21 protein-coding genes and 1 riboswitch are annotated in these 21,766 nt (G+C 42.3%); of the genes, 13 read left to right on the top strand and 8 right to left on the bottom strand.

Going from position 1 to position 21,766, the window contains the following annotated elements:
* Nucleotide 1 precedes the first annotated feature (1 nt).
* Complete coding sequence (locus NPA43_RS15095) at nucleotides 2-1,318, top strand: ATP-binding protein (protein ID WP_256499014.1); 1,317 nt, start codon at nucleotides 2-4, stop codon at nucleotides 1,316-1,318.
* On the top strand, nucleotides 1,315-2,247 hold the full coding sequence (locus NPA43_RS15090) for a response regulator (RefSeq protein ID WP_256499013.1): 933 nt from the start codon (nucleotides 1,315-1,317) through the stop codon (nucleotides 2,245-2,247). Before NPA43_RS15095 ends, NPA43_RS15090 begins: the two co-directional genes overlap by 4 nt.
* Before the next feature lie 16 nt (nucleotides 2,248-2,263).
* On the opposite strand, the gene NPA43_RS15085 is transcribed toward NPA43_RS15090, so the two are convergent.
* Nucleotides 2,264-2,872 (bottom strand): TetR/AcrR family transcriptional regulator, encoded by a 609-nt coding sequence (locus NPA43_RS15085; RefSeq protein WP_099728517.1) that lies wholly within the window; start codon nucleotides 2,870-2,872, stop codon nucleotides 2,264-2,266.
* A gap of 88 nt (nucleotides 2,873-2,960) precedes the next feature.
* Between NPA43_RS15085 and NPA43_RS15080 the strand changes: the two genes are divergently transcribed.
* A complete protein-coding gene (locus NPA43_RS15080) occupies nucleotides 2,961-3,509 on the top strand; it encodes a hypothetical protein (RefSeq protein WP_099728515.1) in 549 nt (182 codons plus the stop codon).
* 37 nt (nucleotides 3,510-3,546) lie between these two features.
* On the opposite strand, the gene NPA43_RS15075 is transcribed toward NPA43_RS15080, so the two are convergent.
* Genes NPA43_RS15075 through NPA43_RS15065 form a run of 3 tightly spaced genes read right to left on the bottom strand, consistent with a single transcriptional unit; the run spans nucleotide 3,547 to nucleotide 6,114 of the window.
* Nucleotides 3,547-4,485: a metal ABC transporter substrate-binding protein gene (locus NPA43_RS15075; protein WP_256499012.1), complete on the bottom strand. Its 939-nt coding sequence runs from the start codon at nucleotides 4,483-4,485 to the stop codon at nucleotides 3,547-3,549.
* A 13-nt stretch (nucleotides 4,486-4,498) separates the two neighbouring features.
* Complete coding sequence (locus NPA43_RS15070; RefSeq protein WP_099728513.1) at nucleotides 4,499-5,371, bottom strand: metal ABC transporter permease; 873 nt, start codon at nucleotides 5,369-5,371, stop codon at nucleotides 4,499-4,501.
* Nucleotides 5,371-6,114, bottom strand: coding sequence for a metal ABC transporter ATP-binding protein (locus NPA43_RS15065; RefSeq protein ID WP_230030742.1), 744 nt, complete (start codon nucleotides 6,112-6,114; stop codon nucleotides 5,371-5,373). The genes NPA43_RS15070 and NPA43_RS15065 overlap by 1 nt, the downstream gene beginning before the upstream one ends.
* Before the next feature lie 429 nt (nucleotides 6,115-6,543).
* Here NPA43_RS15065 and NPA43_RS15060 point away from each other — a divergent pair, with 429 nt between their 5' ends.
* The 7 genes from NPA43_RS15060 (at nucleotide 6,544) to NPA43_RS15030 (ending at nucleotide 14,825) form a co-directional block, all read left to right on the top strand.
* The gene (locus NPA43_RS15060; RefSeq protein ID WP_305881442.1) at nucleotides 6,544-8,643 is read left to right on the top strand and encodes a heavy metal translocating P-type ATPase; all 2,100 of its coding nucleotides are present in this window, start codon (nucleotides 6,544-6,546) and stop codon (nucleotides 8,641-8,643) included.
* A gap of 143 nt (nucleotides 8,644-8,786) precedes the next feature.
* Nucleotides 8,787-9,473 (top strand): DsbA family protein, encoded by a 687-nt coding sequence (locus NPA43_RS15055; RefSeq protein ID WP_099728510.1) that lies wholly within the window; start codon nucleotides 8,787-8,789, stop codon nucleotides 9,471-9,473.
* Complete coding sequence (locus NPA43_RS15050) at nucleotides 9,470-9,883, top strand: disulfide oxidoreductase (RefSeq protein WP_099728509.1); 414 nt, start codon at nucleotides 9,470-9,472, stop codon at nucleotides 9,881-9,883. Before NPA43_RS15055 ends, NPA43_RS15050 begins: the two co-directional genes overlap by 4 nt.
* Nucleotides 9,884-10,031: 148 nt before the next feature.
* Nucleotides 10,032-10,643 (top strand): trimeric intracellular cation channel family protein, encoded by a 612-nt coding sequence (locus NPA43_RS15045; RefSeq protein ID WP_099728508.1) that lies wholly within the window; start codon nucleotides 10,032-10,034, stop codon nucleotides 10,641-10,643.
* A gap of 318 nt (nucleotides 10,644-10,961) precedes the next feature.
* Nucleotides 10,962-12,977: a Na+/H+ antiporter gene (locus NPA43_RS15040; RefSeq protein ID WP_099728507.1), complete on the top strand. Its 2,016-nt coding sequence runs from the start codon at nucleotides 10,962-10,964 to the stop codon at nucleotides 12,975-12,977.
* Nucleotides 12,978-13,040: 63 nt separating this feature from the next.
* The gene (locus NPA43_RS15035; protein ID WP_230030744.1) at nucleotides 13,041-13,910 is read left to right on the top strand and encodes an ROK family protein; all 870 of its coding nucleotides are present in this window, start codon (nucleotides 13,041-13,043) and stop codon (nucleotides 13,908-13,910) included.
* Nucleotides 13,911-13,979: 69 nt separating this feature from the next.
* The gene (locus tag NPA43_RS15030) at nucleotides 13,980-14,825 is read left to right on the top strand and encodes an aldo/keto reductase (RefSeq protein ID WP_230030745.1); all 846 of its coding nucleotides are present in this window, start codon (nucleotides 13,980-13,982) and stop codon (nucleotides 14,823-14,825) included.
* Nucleotides 14,826-14,863: 38 nt separating this feature from the next.
* On the opposite strand, the gene modB is transcribed toward NPA43_RS15030, so the two are convergent.
* The 4 genes from modB to NPA43_RS15010 form a co-directional block, all read right to left on the bottom strand.
* Nucleotides 14,864-15,529: a molybdate ABC transporter permease subunit gene (gene modB / locus NPA43_RS15025; RefSeq protein WP_099728504.1), complete on the bottom strand. Its 666-nt coding sequence runs from the start codon at nucleotides 15,527-15,529 to the stop codon at nucleotides 14,864-14,866.
* Nucleotides 15,529-16,305 (bottom strand): molybdate ABC transporter substrate-binding protein, encoded by a 777-nt coding sequence (gene modA / locus NPA43_RS15020; protein ID WP_099728503.1) that lies wholly within the window; start codon nucleotides 16,303-16,305, stop codon nucleotides 15,529-15,531. Before modA ends, modB begins: the two co-directional genes overlap by 1 nt.
* Before the next feature lie 271 nt (nucleotides 16,306-16,576).
* Nucleotides 16,577-18,427, bottom strand: coding sequence for an LTA synthase family protein (locus NPA43_RS15015; protein WP_249704563.1), 1,851 nt, complete (start codon nucleotides 18,425-18,427; stop codon nucleotides 16,577-16,579).
* Between the two features lie 125 nt (nucleotides 18,428-18,552).
* Nucleotides 18,553-19,044 (bottom strand): metal-dependent hydrolase, encoded by a 492-nt coding sequence (locus NPA43_RS15010; protein WP_099728501.1) that lies wholly within the window; start codon nucleotides 19,042-19,044, stop codon nucleotides 18,553-18,555.
* Nucleotides 19,045-19,214: 170 nt separating this feature from the next.
* On the opposite strand from NPA43_RS15010, the gene NPA43_RS15005 reads away from it, so the two are divergent.
* From NPA43_RS15005 to NPA43_RS14995, 3 genes are all read left to right on the top strand, one after another.
* Nucleotides 19,215-19,643 (top strand): MarR family winged helix-turn-helix transcriptional regulator, encoded by a 429-nt coding sequence (locus NPA43_RS15005; protein WP_099728500.1) that lies wholly within the window; start codon nucleotides 19,215-19,217, stop codon nucleotides 19,641-19,643.
* 82 nt (nucleotides 19,644-19,725) lie between these two features.
* The gene (gene sspJ, locus NPA43_RS15000; protein ID WP_099728499.1) at nucleotides 19,726-19,869 is read left to right on the top strand and encodes a small acid-soluble spore protein SspJ; all 144 of its coding nucleotides are present in this window, start codon (nucleotides 19,726-19,728) and stop codon (nucleotides 19,867-19,869) included.
* Nucleotides 19,870-19,990: 121 nt separating this feature from the next.
* A riboswitch (Lysine riboswitch) is annotated at nucleotides 19,991-20,167 on the top strand.
* Between the two features lie 192 nt (nucleotides 20,168-20,359).
* Nucleotides 20,360-21,766, top strand: coding sequence for an amino acid permease (locus tag NPA43_RS14995; RefSeq protein WP_099728497.1), 1,407 nt, complete (start codon nucleotides 20,360-20,362; stop codon nucleotides 21,764-21,766).

Here is a 21,766-nt window from a genome sequence, read left to right as displayed (position 1 = left end):
TTTGAATCTACTGAAAAAATGGCTGAATACAGAGCCTTATTTAATTGTGATGCTCATTGTACTGACACCGATTGGCGGAGAGCTAAAATTTTATCCGTTTGAGGACAGCTTTCGGGTCAGCTTTGGGACCGTTGTCTTTTTCTTTATTCTGCTTCAAATGAAAAGATTCCCGGCATGGGCAAGCGGAATCATTGCAGGGGTATCTGTTTTTGCGTTTCGGGTGCTGCTTGATACAGCCGTGACAGGCCACCTGCCGCTGGAAGAGGCGGTTTCATTAAGATTACCTCCCCTGCTTTATTATGTCGTCTATGGCACGCTTTTTTATTTATTGCAGGTCAGACGTTTCCGTGATAAGCCTTGGCTGATTGGGGCGACAGGCATCATCATGGAACTGTGCGCGAGTGTTGTTGAGATGGTTGCGCTTCGAGGCACCATTGATGAAATTTTAACGGTGCGAACGCTATTTCAACTATTTGTTTTGGCGATTTTCAGAAGCTTTTTCGTATTGGCTTGTTATACGATGATTCGATTATATGAAGAGCAGGCGAGAGAGCGTCAGATGAAAAAGGAAAAGGAACACCTGCTCATGCTGCTTTCGAACCTTTACACGGAATCTACATACTTTCATAAGACACTTGCACATGCTGAGCACATTACAGCTACATCCTATCAATTGTATCAATCTCTTCATCACGCAAAGGATGCTGAATCATTGGATTTGAAAAAGCTTGGAAAAACAGCCCTGCAAATTGCAGGAGAGGTGCATGAAATTAAAAAGGATAATCAGCGGATTTTTTCTGCTTTATCAAAGCTGATTCATGAGGAGAAATTTCAGGAGTATGAAAGCCCTGCCCATATTGCTGGGCTTGTGATTCGTATCCATGAAAATTACGCAGAATCACTTAAAAAAAACATTGTCTTTCATTATGATGAAGAAGGGCAGCATCCCGTCTATCATGTGTATACCATTCTATCTTTGTTAAATAACATAGTATCTAATGCCGTTGAAGCTATTCCAGTCGATGGAGAGGTGTCACTATCCATTTCGCGGGAAGAGAAAGATGTCCTCTTTCAAATCAGCGACAACGGGCCTGGCATTAAAGAGCGTAATCATCACGTTATTTTTAAACCGGGCTTCACTTTAAAATACGACCAGGCTGGGAATCCATCAAGCGGCATAGGTCTTTCCTATGTGAAGGATACAGCAGAGAAGCTTGGCGGAAGTGTTGAGATGAAGAGTATCCCAAATAAACAAACGATTTTCACTTTAAAGCTACCAGTGGATCAAGTCAGTAGAAAAGAGGGGATTGGGAGATGAGATTTTTTATTGTCGATGATGATGAAGCCGTTCGTTCTTCACTGGCTCAGCTCATTGAAGATGAAGAGCTTGGCATTGTGGCTGGAGAAGCAGAGGATGGCGCAGAATTAACTGCCAGCTACTTAAATGATCTGCACATTGATATCTTATGTATTGATCTTCTGATGCCGGAAAAGGACGGGCTTGAAACGATTCGAGCAATCAAGGATGAGTTTCATGGGAAATACTTAATGCTGTCACAGGTAGAAACAAAGGAATTAATCGGACAGGCCTATGCGCTTGGCGTCGAGTATTATGTGACAAAGCCGATCAATCGGGTAGAAGTCTTAAGTGTGCTCCATCTCATGATTGAACGCCTTCATTTAGAGCACTCGATTGAAAATATTCAGAACTCGCTCAAATCGGCGATGCAGTTCCAGCAGCGAGGCCAGACGAAAACGAAGCAGCGGGGGAAAAGCTTAGCAGAGGCAGGTCAGTTCTTATTGGCGGAGCTAGGGATTGTCGGCGAGAAGGGGTCGAAAGATTTATTAGATATGATTCTCTTTACTGATCAGTATCTAGCGCTGCATGCCGATCATCACGATTCCTTTCCTTCTTTGAAGGTCATTTTCACCGGGATCACGGAGGATAAATTAAATGAGCCTTACACATCAGCAGACATCGCAAGAGAAGCGAAGGCAGCGGAACAGAGGGTAAGGCGAGCGATCAACCAATCATTGAAACACATTGCATCGCTCGGGTTAACGGATTATTCCCATCCAAGCTTTGAAAACTATGCATCTAAATTTTTCGATTTCACCATTGTACGAAAGAAAATGAGTGAATTGACAAAAGAGACAAGAGGGAGAGAAGAACATACCCGCATCAATGTGAAGAAATTTGTGCAGGTGCTCTACTACGAAGCAAAGCGTATTTTTATGGAAGATTAAAAAAAGACATGTTCTCCTATTGCGGAGGCATGTCTTTTTTTGTGATGGATTGCAGATGCATCTCCAGCACGGAGCGCATGAGCTGAGGCGGTAGACGGTGAGGCTGTAAGATTCCATTCAAAGCAAGCCCATTGACGACCGCATAAAGCCTTTCTGTCTCCAGTAAAAGATCGGTATGCTCTAGCAGCAGCTCAGCCTCTTTTAATTTCGTTAAACAAGCATGAACGGTTTGGAAAAGATCATCATACATTTCTGCATTGAGCGCCTGTAAATCTGATTCAGTCAGGGATTTAATCGTAAAAGCCTGCCACACCTCCATTTCAAATCTTCGTTCTTCATCAAGTGGAAGGACTTGTTCCAATAAAGAGAGGATATTTTCTTTAGTTGAACCGTTTAATGGAAGCCCTGCAATTCGTTCCTTGACTCTTTCCTGAATCAGATTCATAGAGAAAAGAAATAACTCCTGCTGTGTGGAAAAATAATGCCGCATAGAGCCGGCAGAAATCCCAGCTTCTACTGCTATTTTTCGTACAGAAGCGTTCTCTAATCCCTCCTGTTTAATCACTCTCATCGCAGCTTGAGCGACCTTTTGTTTTTGTTTTTGGTGATCGACGATTTTTGGCATATATTGATTTTAGCACAGCTATTGTTTTTTTAATACGACTGTGTTAGATTTTATTTAATACAATCGTATTAAAAAGGGTGTGGGAATATTGATTGGGTTATTGATTGTGGCATGTGAGATTGGTTTTTGGCTGTTTATTCTAATGGGTTTAACGCTGCGTTATGTGTTTAGACAGAAAAAGTGGGGAGCTTTCTTCCTGATCTGTACGCCGATTTTGGATCTGGTCCTTCTTGCGGCTACTTATATGGATTTAAGGCAAGGGGCGGTGGCGAGTGTCATCCACGGACTTGCGGCTGTTTATATTGGTGTGAGTCTCGCCTTTGGGCACCAAATGGTGAAATGGGCAGATGCTCGCTTCGCTTATCGATTTGCAGGAGGCCCAAAGCCAAAGGGAAAACCAAAGTACGGCAAGGAGCGGTCTATGTATGAAATGGTCAGCTGGGTGAGGCATTTAGCTGCTTGGGTCATCGGAGCCGGTTTACTTTTTGGGCTCACCTTTCTCATTCAAGCACCAGAACGAACCGAATCATTGATGCAGCTTGCCTATGTGTGGGGAATGGTCTTAATCGTTGATTTCCTCATTAGCATCAGTTATGTGATTTGGCCGAAAAAACATCCACAAAATATGGCAGGCTAACAGAAAAGACAGGCGGACTCACTCCACCTGTCTTTTCTCATGATGACAACCCTTTGTAAATGGTGTCAATATTCCATTTCATCATCTTATAGTAGCTGTCTCCATCTTCACCTTTCTTTCCAATGGAGTCAGTGAATACTTTTCCCTTAATCGGAACTCCAGTTTCTTCAGAAAGGCTTTCAAGGCTGCGTTTATCTACACTTGTTTCAAGAAAGAGAGCAGGAACTTGATGATCTTTGACAAAATGAATGATGCGTTTCATTTGTCCAGGTGTTCCTTCGCTTTCTGTATTGATCTCCCAAATGTAGCCCGCTTTCAGTCCATACGCATCTGCAAAATACTTGAATGCTCCCTCACTTGTGACAAGGAGTTTTTTGTCTTTTGGCAGCTGATCAAACTTGTCTTTTGCTTCATGATGAAGAGCTTGAAGCTTCTTGATGTAGGCGTCTGCATTTTTTTCGTAATCCTCTTTATGCTCGGGGTCCGCTTGAATGAGCGCATCCCGGGCATTTTGTGCATAAATAATGCCATTTGCAACATTCAGCCAGGCATGGGGGTCCTGCTGACTTTCCAGCCCTTTTGAAGATAAATGCTTTACTTTGACGCCCTTACTCAATTCGGCTACAGGGGCATTATCCCCGTTCTTGCCGCTCGATTCAAGCAGCTTTTGAAACCAGCCATTCCCTGTTTCGAGGTTTAAGCCATTGTATAGAACAAGGTCTGCATCCGTCGTATGCTGAACATCCTTTGGCAGTGGGTCGAATTCATGTGGGTCTGTACCAATGGGAACAATGCTGTGAATAGAGACATGCTGTCCGCCTACTTCCTTCACGATGTCATAAAGAATGGAATAGGTCGTGACAACTTTTATTTTGCCATCATCTTTGCCGGAATGATTTTGTTGAGTAGAACAACCTGCGATCACCATAAGGGCAATGAATACTGCGGTCAAACGGATTGCAAATACCTTCTTCATATAGTTCCTCCTTTTACATAGACGCTTCCTTTTTTAACTGCGTTCGTTTTCGTTTAGATTTTAATGATCTCCATAAAATACCTTGCTTTGGTGAAAAGATAAAGGCACTGCCGAATAAAATGGTCGCGACTAGCACGATGGAAGCACCAGACGACAAGTTATACGTAAAACTCAGCCCAAGTCCCACGATGGCAGAAACGGCACCGAAAAAAGCAGATAAATAAATCATGATCCATAGCCGGTCTGTCAAGAGATAAGCGGTGGCGGCCGGCGTAATAAGCATCGCAACGACAAGAATAATACCAACGGTTTGCAGCGACGCGACGGTTACAAGGGTCAATAATGTCATGAGAAAATAATGGATCATTCGATTTGGTAAACCGTAAACAGAAGAAATGACCGGATCAAATGAACTAATGAGCAGTTCTTTGTAGAACACGATGACGGCCAGTAAAATAAAAATGCCGATTCCGAGCGTAATCCACATATCAGAGGAACGAACAGCTAGTACGTTTCCAAACAAGATATGATATAAATCACTGGAACTTTTCAAAAATGTAATGAGAATGATCCCAATTGAAAAAAAGGCGGTGAATACAATGCCGATGGCAGAATCATTTTTAATGCGGCTGTTTTGACTGACATATCCGATGCCAATCGCTGTTAGCACACCAGTTAAGACGGCTCCGAAAAAAAAGTTAATCCCTAGCATATAAGAGATGGCGACACCTGGCAGCACGGCGTGTGAAATGGCATCTCCCATCAGTGCCATGCCTCGTAAAATGATAAAGCAGCCAATGACACCGCAAATAATGCCTACCATGACGGATGTAAATAACGCTTTTTGTAAAAACGCATACTCAAAGAGTCCGGTTAAGAATTCCATTACACGTCTCCTCCTGCTGATTTTAAGAATGGTAGCTGCGTTTCATACGCCTTTAGCATCACCTCTGGAAGAAGGATGTCGTGTACAGGTCCTGCCTTGATCAGTTTTTTATTTAAAAGAACGAGGTGACTGAAGTAATCATCGGCCTTACTTAAATCATGGTGGACGACCAGAATGGTTTTCCCTTCATCTCGTAATTCCTTCAAAATGCGAATCATCGTTTCTTCACTTGTCATATCAATCCCGACAAAAGGTTCATCCAAACAAAAGAGCTGTGCGTTTTGAGCAAGTGCTCTTGCAAGGAAGACACGCTGCTGCTGACCGCCGGATAATTCACCGATCTGCCTTTTGGCAAAGTCCTGCATCCCGACTTTTTCTAAGCAATGGTATGCATAGGCTCGGTCTTCTTTTTTGGGTCGTTTCATTAGTCCAAGCTTCGGATATGTTCCAAGTAGAACGGTATCCAGTACATGAATAGGAAATGTCCAGTCTAGATCATTTCTCTGCGGTACATATGCGATCTGTTTTCTGACTTGTTTAAAGGGCTGTTCAAAAAAGTGAATATTCCCTTGATCTTTTTCAATTAAATCCAAACATGCTTTCAATAAAGTCGATTTACCGGCACCATTTGGACCAATGATTCCTGTCATCGTCCCTTCCTGTATGGAAAGAGAGATGTTTTCTAATGCATCTTGTCCGTGATATGAGACATATAGACGGTCGATTGTTAAAGCATTTGACATCTCTTGCGGCCCCTTTCAATCATCATTGCGTTTCCTAAAGATATATGCATACATTAAATAATTTTGACTAAAGGATGAAATGATTGACTAACGCTAATTTGTTTCCTTAAGGAAACTTTTATTTCATTCTAAGCGTATGTCCTTCTTTTGTAAAGAGAAATGCTGTACTTATTTCGTTAGAGGTCAAACGATCGTTTCTATGTTATGCGACGAGCGGGGGACATGAGCTTGGTTTATTGAAAATCCACGAAACAGCATTGAACACAAAAAAACAATTATTTGCTCATAAATGATTGACAGTTGATCAGATCTCCACATATAATAAGGGTAATTCAATATATGAATATGTGCTCATATATAACATCCATAGTATCTGATATAGGTTTGATTGAATCAGGGAAGGCTACTTATATAGAAAAAGGTGAGAACATGAAAAAGATGAAAGATGAATACGTATTAAGCGGTCTTGATTGCGGCAACTGTGCACGTAAAATCGAAACAGGTGTCAGCAAAATGGATGGAGTTGAAGCATGCTCTGTTAATTTTGCGACAGGCACATTGACTGTCACACATGCAGATAAACAAGAAACAATGTCAAAGCGTATTGTGAAAACCGTTCAGTCCATTGAACCTCATGTGAGTGTATCACCAAAAGAAGAAGGACATCATCACGATCATGATCATGGGACAAAGAACTTAAAAACGATTGTGCTGAAATTAATTGGCGGTGCTGTGATTGGAACAGCTGCCTATTTTATACCTGAAGATGGTTTGCTGAAGTTCGTCATGTTTTTCGCAGCGTATTTACTAGTCGGCGGTGATGTCGTCTTTAAAGCGCTGAAAAATATCGTGCGCGGCCAAGTATTTGATGAGAACTTTTTAATGACCATTGCAACCGTTGGTGCTTTTGTCATTCAGCAATATCCAGAGGCACTAGCTGTCATGCTGTTTTACCAAATTGGAGAGCTCTTCCAAGGAGCGGCAGTGAATCGTTCAAGACGATCGATTAGTGAATTAATGAATATTCGCCCTGAATATGCGAATCTCAAAGTGGGACATGAAACGAAAAGAGTAAAGCCGGAAGAAGTAAAAGCGGGTGACCGCATCGTCGTCAAACCGGGTGAGAAAATTCCGCTGGACGGACTTGTCATTGAAGGTTATTCACTCGTGGATACCTCTGCATTAACAGGGGAATCCGTTCCTCGAGATGTAGAAGCAGGAAAAGAAGTTCTTGCAGGATTTGTGAATCAAAACGGGATTCTTGAAATTGAAGTACAAAAAGAGCTAAGCGAATCGGCTGTTACGAAGATTTTAGATTTGGTGGAGAATGCGAGCAGCCGAAAAGCACAGACAGAAAACTTTATCACAAAGTTCGCAAAATATTATACACCTGCGGTCGTCGTGCTAGCAGTATTGCTTGCCTTTATGCCGCCGCTCCTCATTCCATCAGCACAATTGTCTGACTGGGTTTACCGGGCGCTCGTCTTTCTCGTGATCTCTTGTCCTTGTGCACTAGTTGTCTCCATCCCATTAGGATTCTTCGGTGGAATCGGTGCGGCATCTAAACGAGGCATTCTTGTGAAAGGCAGTAACTATTTAGAAGCACTGAACTCTGTGCGCTATGCTGTATTTGATAAAACTGGCACACTCACAAAAGGGAACTTTACGGTGACCAATATCGTGACAACGAGTGACAAGTGCTCAAAAGAGGAACTGCTTTCTTTTGCGGCTCTGGCAGAAGCCCATTCCTCGCACCCGATTGCAGAATCAATTAAAGCTGCTTACGGTTCACCACTTGATGAGAGCCAGATTGAAGCATATGAGGATATTGCTGGACATGGAATTAAAGCCACGATAAGCGGTGTCCATGTATTAGCTGGAAATCACCGCTTAATGGAAAGAGAAGGCATTGCGTTTGAAAAAGAAAAACGAAGCGGAACCGTTGTGTACATGGCAATAAACGGTGAGTTTGCCGGATCTATTTTGATTGCAGATGAATTAAAGGATGATGCGACCGAAGCAGTCTCTGCATTAAAAGCGTCTGGGATTAAAACAGTCATGCTCACTGGTGATGCCAAACAAGTAGGGACTGCGGTCGCCCAGCAAATTGGTATTGACGAAGTGCATACTGAATTATTGCCACAGGATAAAGTAACGAAATTAGAAGAAATCGATCAGAAAAAAGCCCCTCAAGAAAAATTATTATTTGTAGGGGATGGCATTAATGATACACCGGTATTAGCAAGAGCAGACATAGGAATTGCAATGGGCGGGCTTGGTTCAGATGCAGCTGTAGAGGCGGCTGATATCGTGATCATGACAGATCAGCCATCAAAGGTAGCAGAAGCCATTGCAGTCGCTAAAAGAACAAGAGCGATTGTATGGCAGAATATCGCATTTGCTCTTGGCGTCAAAGCAGTTTTCCTCTTACTTGGTGCATTTGGTATTGCGACCATGTGGGAAGCAGTCTTTTCAGATGTGGGTGTTACCGTACTGGCTGTTTTAAATGCGATGAGGGTCATGAAATAAAACTGTAAGGAAAAATTCATGAATACCACCTTTCATAATGGCCCCCCTCTTGTTAAAATAGAAGAAGTTGGATAATGGCATTTTTCTAAGCTATTATCCTTTTTCTTTTTTTAAGGAATGAAAAAGATAAGGTAGGTGCTTTTGTGAGTAAAAAAAATAATCAATCTTCATCCATTAAATTTGCTGTCATTTTAACCATCGTCGCAGCTCTTCTCATCGGTCTATTTGTTGTGATTGGGAACAATAACAGCCAAGAAGCACAAACAGTTGACAGTAAGCCTTCTATTAAAGGACAGCCTGTCATGGGGGACAAAAACGCAGCGGTGCAAATCGTCGAGTTTGGGGACTACAAATGTCCGTCATGTAAATCATTTGAAACAGACATTTTCCCGAAACTGAAAGCAGACTACATAGATAAAGGCGATGTATCTTTCTCGTTTATTAACTTACCACTGCCTGTTCATGGAGATGGCGCAGTGTTAGCAGCACTCGCTTCTGAAGAAGTGTGGAAGGAAGACCCAAAAAACTTCTGGGCATTTCATGAAGCTGTCTATGACGCACAGCCAGATAGTGAAGCAGAGTGGGTAACACCTGCTAAGCTGACTGAACTAGCGAAAAAGACAACAAAAATTGATACGGACAAGCTCAAAGACAACTTATCGAAGAAAACGTATCAGCCGGAGCTGAACACGGACGATCAGCTTGTGAACAAATATAAAGTCAATTCAACACCAACGATTTATATTAATAATAAACAAGTCCAAAACTTTTATGACTATGATGAAATCAAGGAATTAATCGATCAGGAACTCAAAGGGAAAAAATCATGAAGAATAAGCTGATTTACTTATACAGCGCTTGGATCGTCTCTATCGTTGCGACGATGAGCAGCCTGTATTTAAGTGAAGTAAAGAAGTTTATCCCATGCGATCTGTGCTGGTTTCAGCGCATTTTCATGTACCCGCTCGTGCTTTTACTTGGAATTGCTACATTCCGGGGCGATGTCAAAGTGAAGTACTACGTTCTGCCTTTGGCAGTGATTGGTGCTGGCTTTTCCATCTATCATTATATGGAACAAAAGATCCCAGGATTTGCATCGATTCGCCCTTGCCTCAGCGGCATTCCTTGTTCCTTTGATTATCTGAATTGGTTTGGTTTTATCACCATTCCACTATTGGCTCTTATTGCATTTATTCTTATCATCATCAGTATGCTGCTGTTAAATGCAAAAGAAGATTGAGTGAAAAAGCCTGCTTTTGAAGCAGGTTTTTTTAGTTTTGCAAAAAGATAAAATTTAAGGAAAATTTGTATTGCTTTTCGCCTGTGTCAGATATACATTAAGGGTGTAGTGTTAGATGATCAGACAATGGTAAGGAGATAAGCGGAAAATGGCATGGGAAGTCTTAAGTATCATTGGCATTATCGCATTCGCCATTAGTGGTGCGATTGTGGCAATGGAGGAAGAGTACGATATTCTTGGTGTGTACATTTTAGGGATTGTGACAGCATTTGGCGGTGGAGCGATTCGTAATTTATTAATCGGACTCCCGGTATCGGCTTTATGGTCACAGGGCAAGATGTTTACCATTGCCCTTGTGTCGATTACGATTGTGTTTCTATTTCCAAAGCTCTTGCTCAAGCATTGGAGCACATGGGGGAATTTTTCGGATGCCATCGGCTTAGCAGCCTTTGCGATTCAAGGCGCATTATTTGCTGTGCAAAGAGAGCTCCCGCTCAGTGCGGTCATTGTGGCAGCCATTTTGACTGGGAGCGGCGGCGGGATTGTGCGTGATCTCCTGGCAGGGCGCAAGCCGCTTGTTTTAAAAGCGGAGATTTACGCAGTATGGGCAGCACTTGGCGGCTTATTTGTAGGACTTGGTTTAGCCCAAGGAGAGCTCGCACTGTATCTGCTGTTTCTCATCCTCGTCACATGCCGGGTTTGTTCCTACTTATTCAAATGGCGGCTTCCCGCTAGGTCTTATTTTTTAAATAAAGGGTAAAAAAAGAGGGCGGCAATTTCGCTCTTTTTTTGTTTTATTCGAGCTGGATGTCAGCAGGTCATGCCATTTTCGTGTAAAATAAAAGTAGGTTTTTTATTCATTATTGGAACATTACATGTAATAAAAATTTTGTCATTTGGCTGAATATCTGGATTCAGCCTTTTTTTGCCTAGATGGATTGTCATGTTGTTGGTTTCACTTTTTGCGGGATACTAAAAAAGCACTTATGATCGGACGGATGGATCAAAAAGAATGAAACGTATCTTTGCATGTAAGCAAAACATGACGAACATAATAAAATAGGAGGGACATGTACTAGTGGAGATTTTTCTGGCAGTGCTCGTACTATTAGCACTCATTGCATCATCTAATATTATCAATCGTTTTCTGCCCTTTATTCCAGTTCCGTTAATCCAAGTGGGCTTAGGGATATTGGTCGCAGCTTTTCCTTCAGGTTTACATATTTCTTTAAATCCTGAGCTATTTTTCGTGTTATTCATTGCGCCGCTTTTATTTAATGACGGGAAGCGGACCCCAAGGGATGAGCTATGGAAATTAAGAGCGCCTATTCTTCTCTTAGCACTTGGTTTAGTGTTTGCAACAGTTATTGTAGCGGGATATACCATTCATTGGATGATTCCAAGCATTCCGCTTCCAGCCGCATTTGCGCTTGCAGCGATTCTTTCACCAACAGATGTGGTCGCAGTGAGTGCCTTATCCAGCCGTGTAAATATGCCAAAAGGCATCATGAGGCTGCTTGAAGGGGAAGGGCTGATGAACGATGCATCAGGACTTGTCGCCTTTAAATTTGCCATTGCTGCAACTGTTACTGGGGCTTTTTCAATTGCTGAGGCATCCTTTAGCTTTGTCCTTATTGCCGCTGGCGGATTATTGACTGGATTTATTCTATCCTTTTTTATCATTCGTTTCCGCTATTTCCTCCGCCGTTTAGGAATGGACGATGTCACAATGCACATCATCCTGCAAATCCTTACGCCATTTGTGATATATCTAGCAGCTGAAGAAATCGGCGTATCCGGCATTTTAGCGGTTGTTGCTGGTGGTGTGACGCATGCAATTGAGCAAGATCGAATGGAAGGGAATTTAGCAAAACTGCAAATTGCTTCTTCAAACACATGGAATATTATTTTATTTATTTTAAACGGCCTTGTTTTCGTTTTACTTGGATTGCAGATTCCGGATGTATCCACAGTCATTTTCCAAGATGAAGCATTTAATAATATGCAGGTCATCAGTTACATTTTAATCATTACACTCTGTCTCATGGTTCTAAGATTCTTATGGGTATGGCTGTTCTGGGCAGGTAACTGGAGTGTAACGAAAAAGCAGAATGTGAAAAAACCGAAGCTGCGCGCTTCGATGCTGATGACATTCTCTGGTGTTCGTGGTGCTGTCACTTTAGCAGGTGCCTTCTCAATACCATTTACGCTTGCGGACGGATCACCATTCCCCGAGCGGCATTTGATTATTTTCCTCGCAGCAGGCGTGATCTTATGTACACTCATTTTAGCTAGTGTGCTCTTGCCTATTTTATCTGAGAATAAAGATAAGCAAGTTGCTGTGGACTTAAATACAAAGATTCAGCATGCGAAACGGAAGCTGCTGAGAAGTGCCATTAAAACCTTAAGAGAGGGAATGAATGAGGACAATAGGGAAGTGTCACTTGCACTCATCAATGATTACCGAATGAAGCTGAGAAATATTCAGCGTGAACCATACCAATTTGGGATGAGAAAACAGGAACGAAAAATCAGATTGCATGGAATTAAAGCAGAGCAAATGAAGCTTCAGCAATTAATTGATGAAGAGAAATTAGATAAAGAAGAAGCCTATGAACTGCAAGAGAGATTTCATGAGCTGGAAATGCTGTATTCAAACTCCTTTAAAATTCGTTTTTCAAAAGTGAAGTTTCTGCGCTTGCTTCAATGGCTCCAATTATGGCGGCCGGATGAGCGTGTTTCAAGCGGCATTTTAGAAAACGAGGAATCGTACAAACAAATCCGTAAGAAAACCGCTGAAGCTGCAGTAGATTCGATCAAACAGCATATGACAGATGAAAATAAACAAACATGTCACCAAGTCATTGGTTTTTACAATCAAGTGATTTTCCGCTGTGAACACGGTCCATCTTTCTTTCAGCAAAAAGATCGTGCCTTTGACAGAAAGAAAAAGGAGCTCAACTTCCAAGCTGTACAGACGATTCGAAATGAAATTCAAACCTTATATGAAGATGGCGAAATCAATCGTGATATTGCCCATCATTTAAGGGAGTATATCAATGACATGGAAGCAGTCTTGCTAACCAATACGTGATGTTGTCATCTCCTCCCCTATGTTTTATGATGAAGAAAGAGAACGAGCAGGGGGAGATCAATGATGGCGTATTATGGAGCAATTGAAGCTGGAGGTACAAAGTTTTGTTGTGCAATTGGCAATGAGTATGGGGAAATTGTAGAGGAATGGACGATTCCTACAGAGCAACCAGAAAAAACATTGCAAAAGCTCATTCCATTTTTTCGAAAATATGAAATTGAAGCATTAGGGGTCGGCTCTTTTGGACCGATCTGTGTTCAAAAGGACGATCCTTCTTACGGTTATATCATGAACACGCCGAAGGTCGAATGGAAGCATTACCCGTTCATCCCGGAGCTACAGAAACAATTAGGAGTACCTGTGTCCTTTACAACAGATGTAAATGCGGCAGCATTGGGTGAATTGACAAAAGGGGCAGCCAAAGGGCTGAACAGCTGTATGTATATCACAGTTGGCACCGGTATTGGTGCCGGAGCTGTTGTGAAAAATGAGCTTCTTCATGGTCATTCACATCCAGAAATGGGACATATCCTTGTCAGGCAGCATGAATCAGACCAGTTTGCAGGTGTCTGCCCAGCGCACGGTACTTGCTTAGAAGGACTGGCAGCTGGACCAGCGATTGAGAAAAGGTGGGGAAAGCCGGCCAAAGAGCTCACTCAGGAAGAATCGGTTTGGGCACTTGAAGCGGATTATTTGGCACAGGCATTGATGCAATACACGCTCATTTTAAGCCCAGAACGGATCATTATGGGCGGAGGCGTGATGAAGCAAAGCCAGCTATTTCCGCTCATTCGAGAGAAGCTTGCTGCATATGTAAATGATTATGTAGACTTGCCGCCGCTTGATACATACATTGTCTCTCCTGGACTTGAGGACAAGGCTGGCATGACAGGCGCTTTGCTTTTAGCCATCGAAGCGAAGAGAAACGCCTGATAATAGAGTTTTGAAGCGCAACATGAGATAATGAAAAAGATGGAATCTATGAAAAAGGTGGTTGTTAACATGGTTAAAAGCTTGAATGATACCGTAACACTGAATAACGGAGTGGAAATGCCTTGGTTTGGTTTAGGTGTATTCAAAGTGGAGGACGGCAATCAAGTGGTAGATGCCGTAAAAGCAGCCATACGAAACGGATATCGCAGCATTGATACGGCTGCCGTTTATAAAAATGAGACAGGCGTAGGGAAAGCCATTAAAGAATCTGGTGTGAAACGAGAAGAATTATTCATTACGTCTAAAGTATGGAACACAGATCAAGGCTATGACAAGGCGCTAGCTGCTTTTGATGCAAGCTTAAATCGTTTAGGTCTTGATTACTTAGACCTATATTTGATCCATTGGCCTGGACCAAACGCAGATACATTTAAAGAAACATGGCGTGCGCTTGAGAAGCTTTATAAAGATGGAAAAGTCAGAGCCATTGGCGTCAGCAACTTCTATGTTCAGCATTTAGAAGAGCTGTTAAAAGATGCTGAGGTTGTCCCAGCGGTGAACCAAGTTGAGTTTCATCCGAAACTGACACTTGTCGAATTACGTCAATATGCAAAAGAAAAAGGCATTCAAATTGAAGCGTGGTCTCCGCTTATGCAAGGAAAGCTGCTAGATCATGACATATTGAAGGACATTGCGGCACGCTGCAACAAATCTGTTGCTCAAGTCATCTTGCGCTGGGATCTGCAAAGCGGCGTCGTGACAATTCCAAAATCAATCAATGAAGAACGCATTAAACAAAACGCAGACATTTTTGACTTCGAGCTTTCTCAAGAAGACATGGAAAAAATCGATGCATTAAATAATAACGAGCGCGTCGGCTCGAATCCAGAGACGATGACGGTTGGGTTTGAATAAATAAAAAATCCCCTTTCTCTTTTGAGAAAGGGGATTTTTTACGTGCTGCTTCGGCGCACAGCCAGCAGCATGATAAAAGACAATATCACAATACAAATCGTCCAAGCCCAAGCAAGCTCCATTCGTCCAGAATCGATGGCCACATAGATAGCGGTTGGGAGTGTTTGGGTTTTCCCTGGGATGTTGCCGGCAAACATTAAGGTCGCCCCAAATTCTCCAAGGGCCCTGGCAAAGCTGAGGACGCTGCCTGACAGCAGGGAAGGCAGGGCGAGTGGTACGGTGATATAGGCAAAGACTTGGAATGAATGAGCACCGTCTACTTTTGCAGCACCTTCAATGTCTGACTCAATCGTAGAAAACCCCGCTTTTGCTGATTGATACATGAGCGGGAAAGCCACAACCGTTGATGCAATGACTGCCGCCCACCATGTGAAGATGACAGGCTGATGGAAGATCCATTCAATGGCGCGTCCAATCACACTATGCTTTCCGAACATGACAAGCAATAAAAACCCTACGACCGTTGGTGGGAGGACAAGCGGCATCATGAGGAGCGTTTCAACGATCATTTTCCCCTTAAAAGATGTTCGCGCCATCCAAAAGCCGATCGTTGTTCCAAAAACAGTAGCCAATAGTCCGCTGACGACGGCAACTTGAATCGACAGCCAAATAGGAGATAAAAATTCTTCAGTCAGCATAGGCATTATTTCACTTGAAAGCCGTACTTTTTAAAAATTGATGCGGCTGTATCTGATTGGAGATATTGAAAAAATACCTTGGCTTCCTCTAAATGTTCTGTCCCTTTTACAATTCCTACTGGATAAATGATGGGGGAATGCATGTCCGGATTTGCCTCAGCTACAATCTTTCCTTTTTTGGAAACGAGGGCGTCTGTCTTATACACAACACCTGCTTCCACATTCCCTGTTTCTACGTAGCTTAGAACTTGACGCACATCTTTACCGTAGACAGCGTTCTTTTTCACTTGATCCCATATGTTCAGCTTTGTGAAAATCTCTTTTCCGTATGTACCAGCAGGAACAGATTCAGGTGTACCGAGAGCAATCTTTCCTTTTACGTGCTGGACGTCTTGAAAGCTTTTGATAGAGGAAGAGCTTTCTTTTGGCACTATGAGGACAAGCTCATTTTGTATGGCATCCTTTGTATGATCCTGATCGATGTCTCCAGACTGGACAAGTTCATCGAAGGGCTCCTCAGCCGCAGAGAAAAAGAGATCAGCTGTTGCTCCTTGAGCGATTTGCTGCTTCAGTGCGCCTGATGACCCAAAATTATTTGTTAATGTGACGTTCGGATGCTGATCGTTAAAGGCGGATTCAATTTCCTTTAATGCATCTTGAAGGCTTGCAGCTGCTGAAATCACAAGCTCCGTCTTTTTGCTCGTATGTGATGACTTCATCTCTGTTTGACATCCGGTTAGGAGCAAACATAGGGTGATGAAGGCTAAGAATGTATACTTCATGTTCACACCTCTCATCATTCAATATCATATGTATCCTTTATTATAAGCAAACTTATTTGACCATTCATAGGCTTTCAGCGTGTAGACAAACCCTCGCATTCGTTGTCAGTCCTGCGTGCCGGTGCTCACGAATGTCAAATTCGCTCCGCTCCGGTACTCGTCCTTCCTAGACTGCAAAGGTTTTCTATCACGCTGAGAAGAAGACAAAGGGCTAAAATGAAGATCATTTTAGCCCTTTGTCAACAATCTGAAAGCCGCCAAATGGCAGCTTTTAATGCTGATAAAAACGCAGTAAATTCCCATTGATCACTTTGTCTGATAAGGAAAGCTCTTTATTGGCTTTTTCTATATAAGGCTGACAAACCTCATCTTGTTCAACAGGCTCTTTTGTTTTTTGGTCATAGCAGGTGTTCTTTGTATAGAGATAATCATCTGTAATAAAGTTCCCATTTCGCAAAACAGCGAAAGGCGTACGTTCGTTAGAAAATAAGTCATTTCCAAATTGAATGGCATCCTTGGATTCAATCCCAAGCAAATGGAGGAGTGTCGGTTTCACGTCCATTTGGCCGGCTGTTTCTGATATTGTCTGCGGTGCTTGATCCGTGATACCAGGAATGTAGATTAAAAATGGCACCCGCTGTAGTTTGACAGCATCCAACGGTGTGATTTCATCCTGCTCGAGCAGCTCGGCCATCGCCTCATGATGTGCCTCTGAGATGCCATAGTGATCACCCATAAGGACGAACATCGTATTTTCATACAGTCCTTCTTCTTTCATGCGGTCAAAAAATGTCTTAATGGCTTCATCTTGATAGCGGACGGTCGTCACATAGCGGTTTAAAATGGTGCTAGACGAATCATATTCATCAATAAATTGATCCTTTGGATCGATTTCAAATGGAAAGTGATTAGTCAATGTAATGAACGTGCTGTAATAAGGAGTCTTCAACTTCTTTAAATAATCAATGGATTGATCAAAAAAGTCGATATCCTTTAAGCCCCAGCCAGTCGAATTATGTTCATTGACATCAAACGAATCGACATCATAAAAGCGATCAATCCCAAGCGATTCATACATCACATCACGATTCCAAAACGTTTTATTATTCGCATGAAATTGGACGGATTGATAATTCTGTTTTTTCAATTCCTTGTATAACGTGTCATATTCGTTGTCACTCGCTGTGAAAAAGACAGCGCCACTGCTAGATGGATAGAGGGAATTTGCGACAATAAACTCTGAATCCGATGTCTTCCCTTGCTCTGTCTGCTGATAAAATTCATCAAAATAAAAGCTCTTTTTGGCCAGTTGATTTAAAAAGGGTGTGATGTATTGTCCATTCACCTTTTGGTCAACGACAAATTGCTGCGTTGATTCAAGTGAGATGAACACGACGTTCTTGCCTTTAGCAAGTCCAAAGTAGTCTTCGTTTGGTGCACTGTAATCAGCCTTTGTATAGTTGGCTACTGTTGAAAGGGTATCTTCATCTGCAAAGGCTTTTTGTCCAATACGCGCCGTTTGGGCAGCGCCGTCATACAGGTGGAATTGGAACAGCCCAAGGTTTCGTACGATGACTTCTCGATCATAAGAGCTTGTCAGAAATCGAGGATGATCCATCATGGCTGAGCTGACATGAAACAATAGAAAGCTGCAACAGACCGCATAATACGTTTTGATCGTTTTGAATGACGCTTTTGGTGCTAATGGTTTACGCTTTAACAGCCATGCCAGCACCAAGAAATCAATGAGCATCAGGACAAACAGCGGGTGGAACAACTCAGTCATGCTGCTGCCCATATCCCCCATGTTCTTGGCTTGAAATAACACGGGAATGGTAATGAAATCAATATAAAAACCATAAAAGATCGTATTTGATATCAAGATGGCTGTCAGAATAAAATTTGCGGTCAATAAAAAAACCTTTTGTTTGGTTTCATTTAAAAAAAGAGCAATCCCAAACAAAGGGAGCAAAAAGCTGAGTGGATTGATCAAAAGCAGCCATTCGTGAAACAGATTGGCCGTTCGTATATGAAATCCGAATTGATAAATGATGTATGTTTTCATCCACATGAAGAGGATGGAGTACACTAAAAACCAGTGATCTTTGAAAAACGCTTTCATTTATGTAGCTCCTCACCATTCTGTATTCAGCTGCACGGCAAAAACACTTATCTTAAAACTACTAAAAAAATGAGGAATGATCAATTCATATCCTGTCTTTTTTGCAAAACTCTTTTTTCATTCTCTTAGAACTGCAATGGGATGGATATTCCGCAGATGACAGCGATGTAATAGCAGGTGACGATTGTGAGAGCAGCTAGTACGACTTGTTCTCCTGTGCTGCCTGTTTTGACATAGACTGGAAGACGTACTTTGATGGTAGCTGGGAACAAAAATTTAATGCCGTTCACTGTTCCTGCATCAAGGATGAGGTGGCTCGCCATCCCAACTAGTAAACCGATACTTAGGCTGTCATTTGGAATGTATGTGGTCGCAATAAAATAAATGATCAGCAGAAATAATAAACTGTGTGTAAAGGTGCGATGACCGAACACACTACTAATCAGTGTCGAGAGCAGCGGGAATTTCCTGCCGATTTTACTTTTCGTATGACAAAGATCAGGGATAAGGGCACCTGCTGATCCAGCAGCAGCCATAGTGACTGGGTCGAGTCCGTAGTAGTAGGCGGCGGCTGTGGAGGCGGCAATTCCGCCCATGATATGTGTTTTTCCTGTCATGATGCGTACTCCTGTTCTATCTTTAGTTCAAGTACTCACTATATCAAGGGTGAATTCATTCAGCAAGGCTTATTTCTAAAGAAAAAAGGACAAAATGGTTGGCTGATTGGAAAAACATTCTATAATAAGAGAGAAGTCATGTTGATACTAACGATAAGGATGCGATTCGGATGAGTAATGCAGACATTTTAAAAGAAATTGTTCTTGTACATTATGAAGTCAGCCGTAAATTAAACCGCAAGTTACTTGAGTTAGAAAAAGACATCACCCCTCCGCAGATTTATGCGCTCTCTATTTTGATACAAGGAAAAGTATCAGATGCCGAAGAGCTGAAGCAAAGACTCTCTTTAAACCCAGGTGCAGCCTCTATTGCACTCAATAAATTAAGCGAACAGGGCTATATTCAAAGAGAACGAGACAAGGAAGACCATTCACTTGTCAGGTTAGAAGCCACGGAAAAAGGGCTGGCCATTTACGAAAAGCATACACGCATTTTTGGTAAGGTGATTCAGCATATGATGTCAGACTTCACAGAGGAAGATTTAAAAACCTTTTTGACTTATTTGCAAAAAATGAGACAGACCTTTCATGATGAATGAGCCTTTCCATTTTGTATAATGCGGCGAACTGTAGCACAAATTAAACAGGCAACCGCATTTTATGAAAAGGGAGGAAACAGCGATGTCATTTTTCCAAAAGGATAAAAAGGCGAAAAGTGAGAAAGACCACAAGCAGGTAGATCAGCTGTTAGAAGAAGCAAGTAAAGAACTAGCAGGCGATCCGCTTCAGGAAGCTGTACAAAAGAAGAAAAACAATCATCAATAAGCAGGTAAAAGGCAGAGAATCATTCCTCTGTCTTTTTTCTATGTTTTTCCCTTTGACAGATGTGAAAATGTTTGATAACCTTCGTGTAGTAAAAATGAATAGAAATCCTCACGCTATGTCTCAGTGAGGTAGAGGTTGCGCGGATGATGAGTCACTCATGGGAGAGATGGAATCGTTGATCATGGGAAAAAGGCATCAGCGCCGAAGTGTAGAGAGAGCTCCAACTTTCTTTATGCTGGGTCTGCATTGAATAAATGCAGGACTGCCACGTCTAAAAGCGTGGAGGGCTATCCGGAGATCAAGGTGTATGTTTTGAAAAGCATGGACTTTTGTTCAGGCTTTTTTTTATGTTCTCAGTGACAAAGATAAGGGTATGCTGTTAAGAAAGTGACCCATTATGAACATAAAGAATGCAAGTCATTGCTTCACAAATATATCAATGAAGATGCTGCCGGGTCTGGTCCAAAGTGAATATAACGGAGGTACGGAAATGGAACAGACAAAAAAATGGGGTTTTTGGTTATTGACGGCATTTGTCGTCGGAAATATGGTAGGTTCAGGCATCTTTATGCTGCCAAGTACGCTTGCCCAGCACGCAAGTCCTTTAGGTGTGACGATGGCATGGCTTGTCACAGGTGGCGGTGTGCTGATGATTGCACTTGTATTTGGGCATTTATCCATTCATAAGCCGCAGCTGACGGCAGGACCACAAAGTTATGCAAGGGCGCTTTTTAAAGATCCGAAAAAGGGAAAAGCAGCCGGTTTTACAATGGTTTGGGGATATTGGGTGGCGAGCTGGATTAGTAATGTCGCCATTATTACGAGCCTTGCCGGTTATTTAACGACTTTTTTCCCTATTTTAACCGTAAAGACGGTGATCTTTACCTTTGGAAAAGAAACGATCACACTTGGTCAACTCATGACCTTTATCGTATGTACCATCCTTCTATGGGGAACACATACCATTTTAATCACAAGCTTAAGTGCTGCAAGTAAATTAAACTTTATTACGACCTTTTCAAAGGTGCTCGGATTCGTCCTTTTTATTGTAGCGGGCTTATTTGCATTCCAAACGGCATTATTTGAGCATTATTACTTCCCGGTTGCATCAGGAGGCGAAGGAGTGCTCGGACTTGGAGGCCAAATTCATCATGCGGCCATTTCCACCCTATGGGCATTTATCGGAATCGAATCTGCGGTTATTTTATCAGGGAGAGCGTCTTCGCAGCGCGATGTGAAACGTGCGACGATTACGGGTCTTCTAATCGCACTTTCGATCTACATGATTATCACGCTGATTACAATGGGCGTTCTGCCGCATGATCAATTGCAAGGCTCAGACAAACCATTCGTGGACGTGCTTCAGCTCATTATTGGGCCGGCTGGCGGTATTGTCATGGCACTGCTTGCGATCATTTGTTTATTTGGCTCAATGCTTGGCTGGATCTTACTCGGTTCAGAAGTACCTTATCAAGCAGCAAAGGCAGGCGACTTCCCAGCAGTATTTGCAAAAACAAACAAAAAAGGCAGTCCTGCCTTCGCTTTGACTGTCACAAATATCATGTCCCAGCTGTTTATTTTCTCAGTCATGTCACGCACGATTAATGAAGCCTTTACCTTTTTAACAACATCAGCGACACTTGCGTATCTCATTCCGTATATCGTGTCTTCGATCTACAGCTTTAAAGTCATCATGCAAGGAGACACATATGAGCTTCAAAAAGGTAATCGAACAAGAGACGGAATCATCGCACTTGTTGCTATGGGATATTCCGCTTGGGTCATTATTTCAGGAACAGCTGATTTGAAAACATTTGGTCTCGGAATAGGTCTGTTCTTAGTTGGTATTCTGCTTTATCCATTCATGTCAAAAGGATTTGCCAAAGGAACGGAATAA

The sequence above is a fragment of the Bacillus pumilus genome, from assembly GCF_024498355.1.
Lineage (GTDB): Bacteria > Bacillota > Bacilli > Bacillales > Bacillaceae > Bacillus > Bacillus pumilus_P.
This window is presented reverse-complemented; position numbering and strand designations above follow the sequence as displayed.

Coding starts and splice junctions, on each gene's coding strand:
- NPA43_RS15090 (WP_256499013.1), top strand. CDS start 1,315: ATGAGATTTTTTATTGTCGATGATGATGAAGCCGTTCGTTCTTCACTG.
- NPA43_RS15065 (WP_230030742.1), bottom strand. CDS start 6,114: ATGTCAAATGCTTTAACAATCGACCGTCTATATGTCTCATATCACGGA.
- NPA43_RS15010 (WP_099728501.1), bottom strand. CDS start 19,044: ATGACAGGAAAAACACATATCATGGGCGGAATTGCCGCCTCCACAGCC.
- NPA43_RS15075 (WP_256499012.1), bottom strand. CDS start 4,485: ATGAAGAAGGTATTTGCAATCCGTTTGACCGCAGTATTCATTGCCCTT.
- NPA43_RS15035 (WP_230030744.1), top strand. CDS start 13,041: ATGGCGTATTATGGAGCAATTGAAGCTGGAGGTACAAAGTTTTGTTGT.
- sspJ (WP_099728499.1), top strand. CDS start 19,726: ATGTCATTTTTCCAAAAGGATAAAAAGGCGAAAAGTGAGAAAGACCAC.
- NPA43_RS15030 (WP_230030745.1), top strand. CDS start 13,980: ATGGTTAAAAGCTTGAATGATACCGTAACACTGAATAACGGAGTGGAA.
- NPA43_RS15015 (WP_249704563.1), bottom strand. CDS start 18,427: ATGAAAGCGTTTTTCAAAGATCACTGGTTTTTAGTGTACTCCATCCTC.
- NPA43_RS14995 (WP_099728497.1), top strand. CDS start 20,360: ATGGAACAGACAAAAAAATGGGGTTTTTGGTTATTGACGGCATTTGTC.
- NPA43_RS15085 (WP_099728517.1), bottom strand. CDS start 2,872: ATGCCAAAAATCGTCGATCACCAAAAACAAAAACAAAAGGTCGCTCAA.
- NPA43_RS15060 (WP_305881442.1), top strand. CDS start 6,544: ATGAAAAAGATGAAAGATGAATACGTATTAAGCGGTCTTGATTGCGGC.
- NPA43_RS15050 (WP_099728509.1), top strand. CDS start 9,470: ATGAAGAATAAGCTGATTTACTTATACAGCGCTTGGATCGTCTCTATC.
- NPA43_RS15005 (WP_099728500.1), top strand. CDS start 19,215: ATGAGTAATGCAGACATTTTAAAAGAAATTGTTCTTGTACATTATGAA.
- modB (WP_099728504.1), bottom strand. CDS start 15,529: ATGCCTATGCTGACTGAAGAATTTTTATCTCCTATTTGGCTGTCGATT.
- modA (WP_099728503.1), bottom strand. CDS start 16,305: ATGAAGTATACATTCTTAGCCTTCATCACCCTATGTTTGCTCCTAACC.
- NPA43_RS15045 (WP_099728508.1), top strand. CDS start 10,032: ATGGCATGGGAAGTCTTAAGTATCATTGGCATTATCGCATTCGCCATT.
- NPA43_RS15070 (WP_099728513.1), bottom strand. CDS start 5,371: ATGGAATTCTTAACCGGACTCTTTGAGTATGCGTTTTTACAAAAAGCG.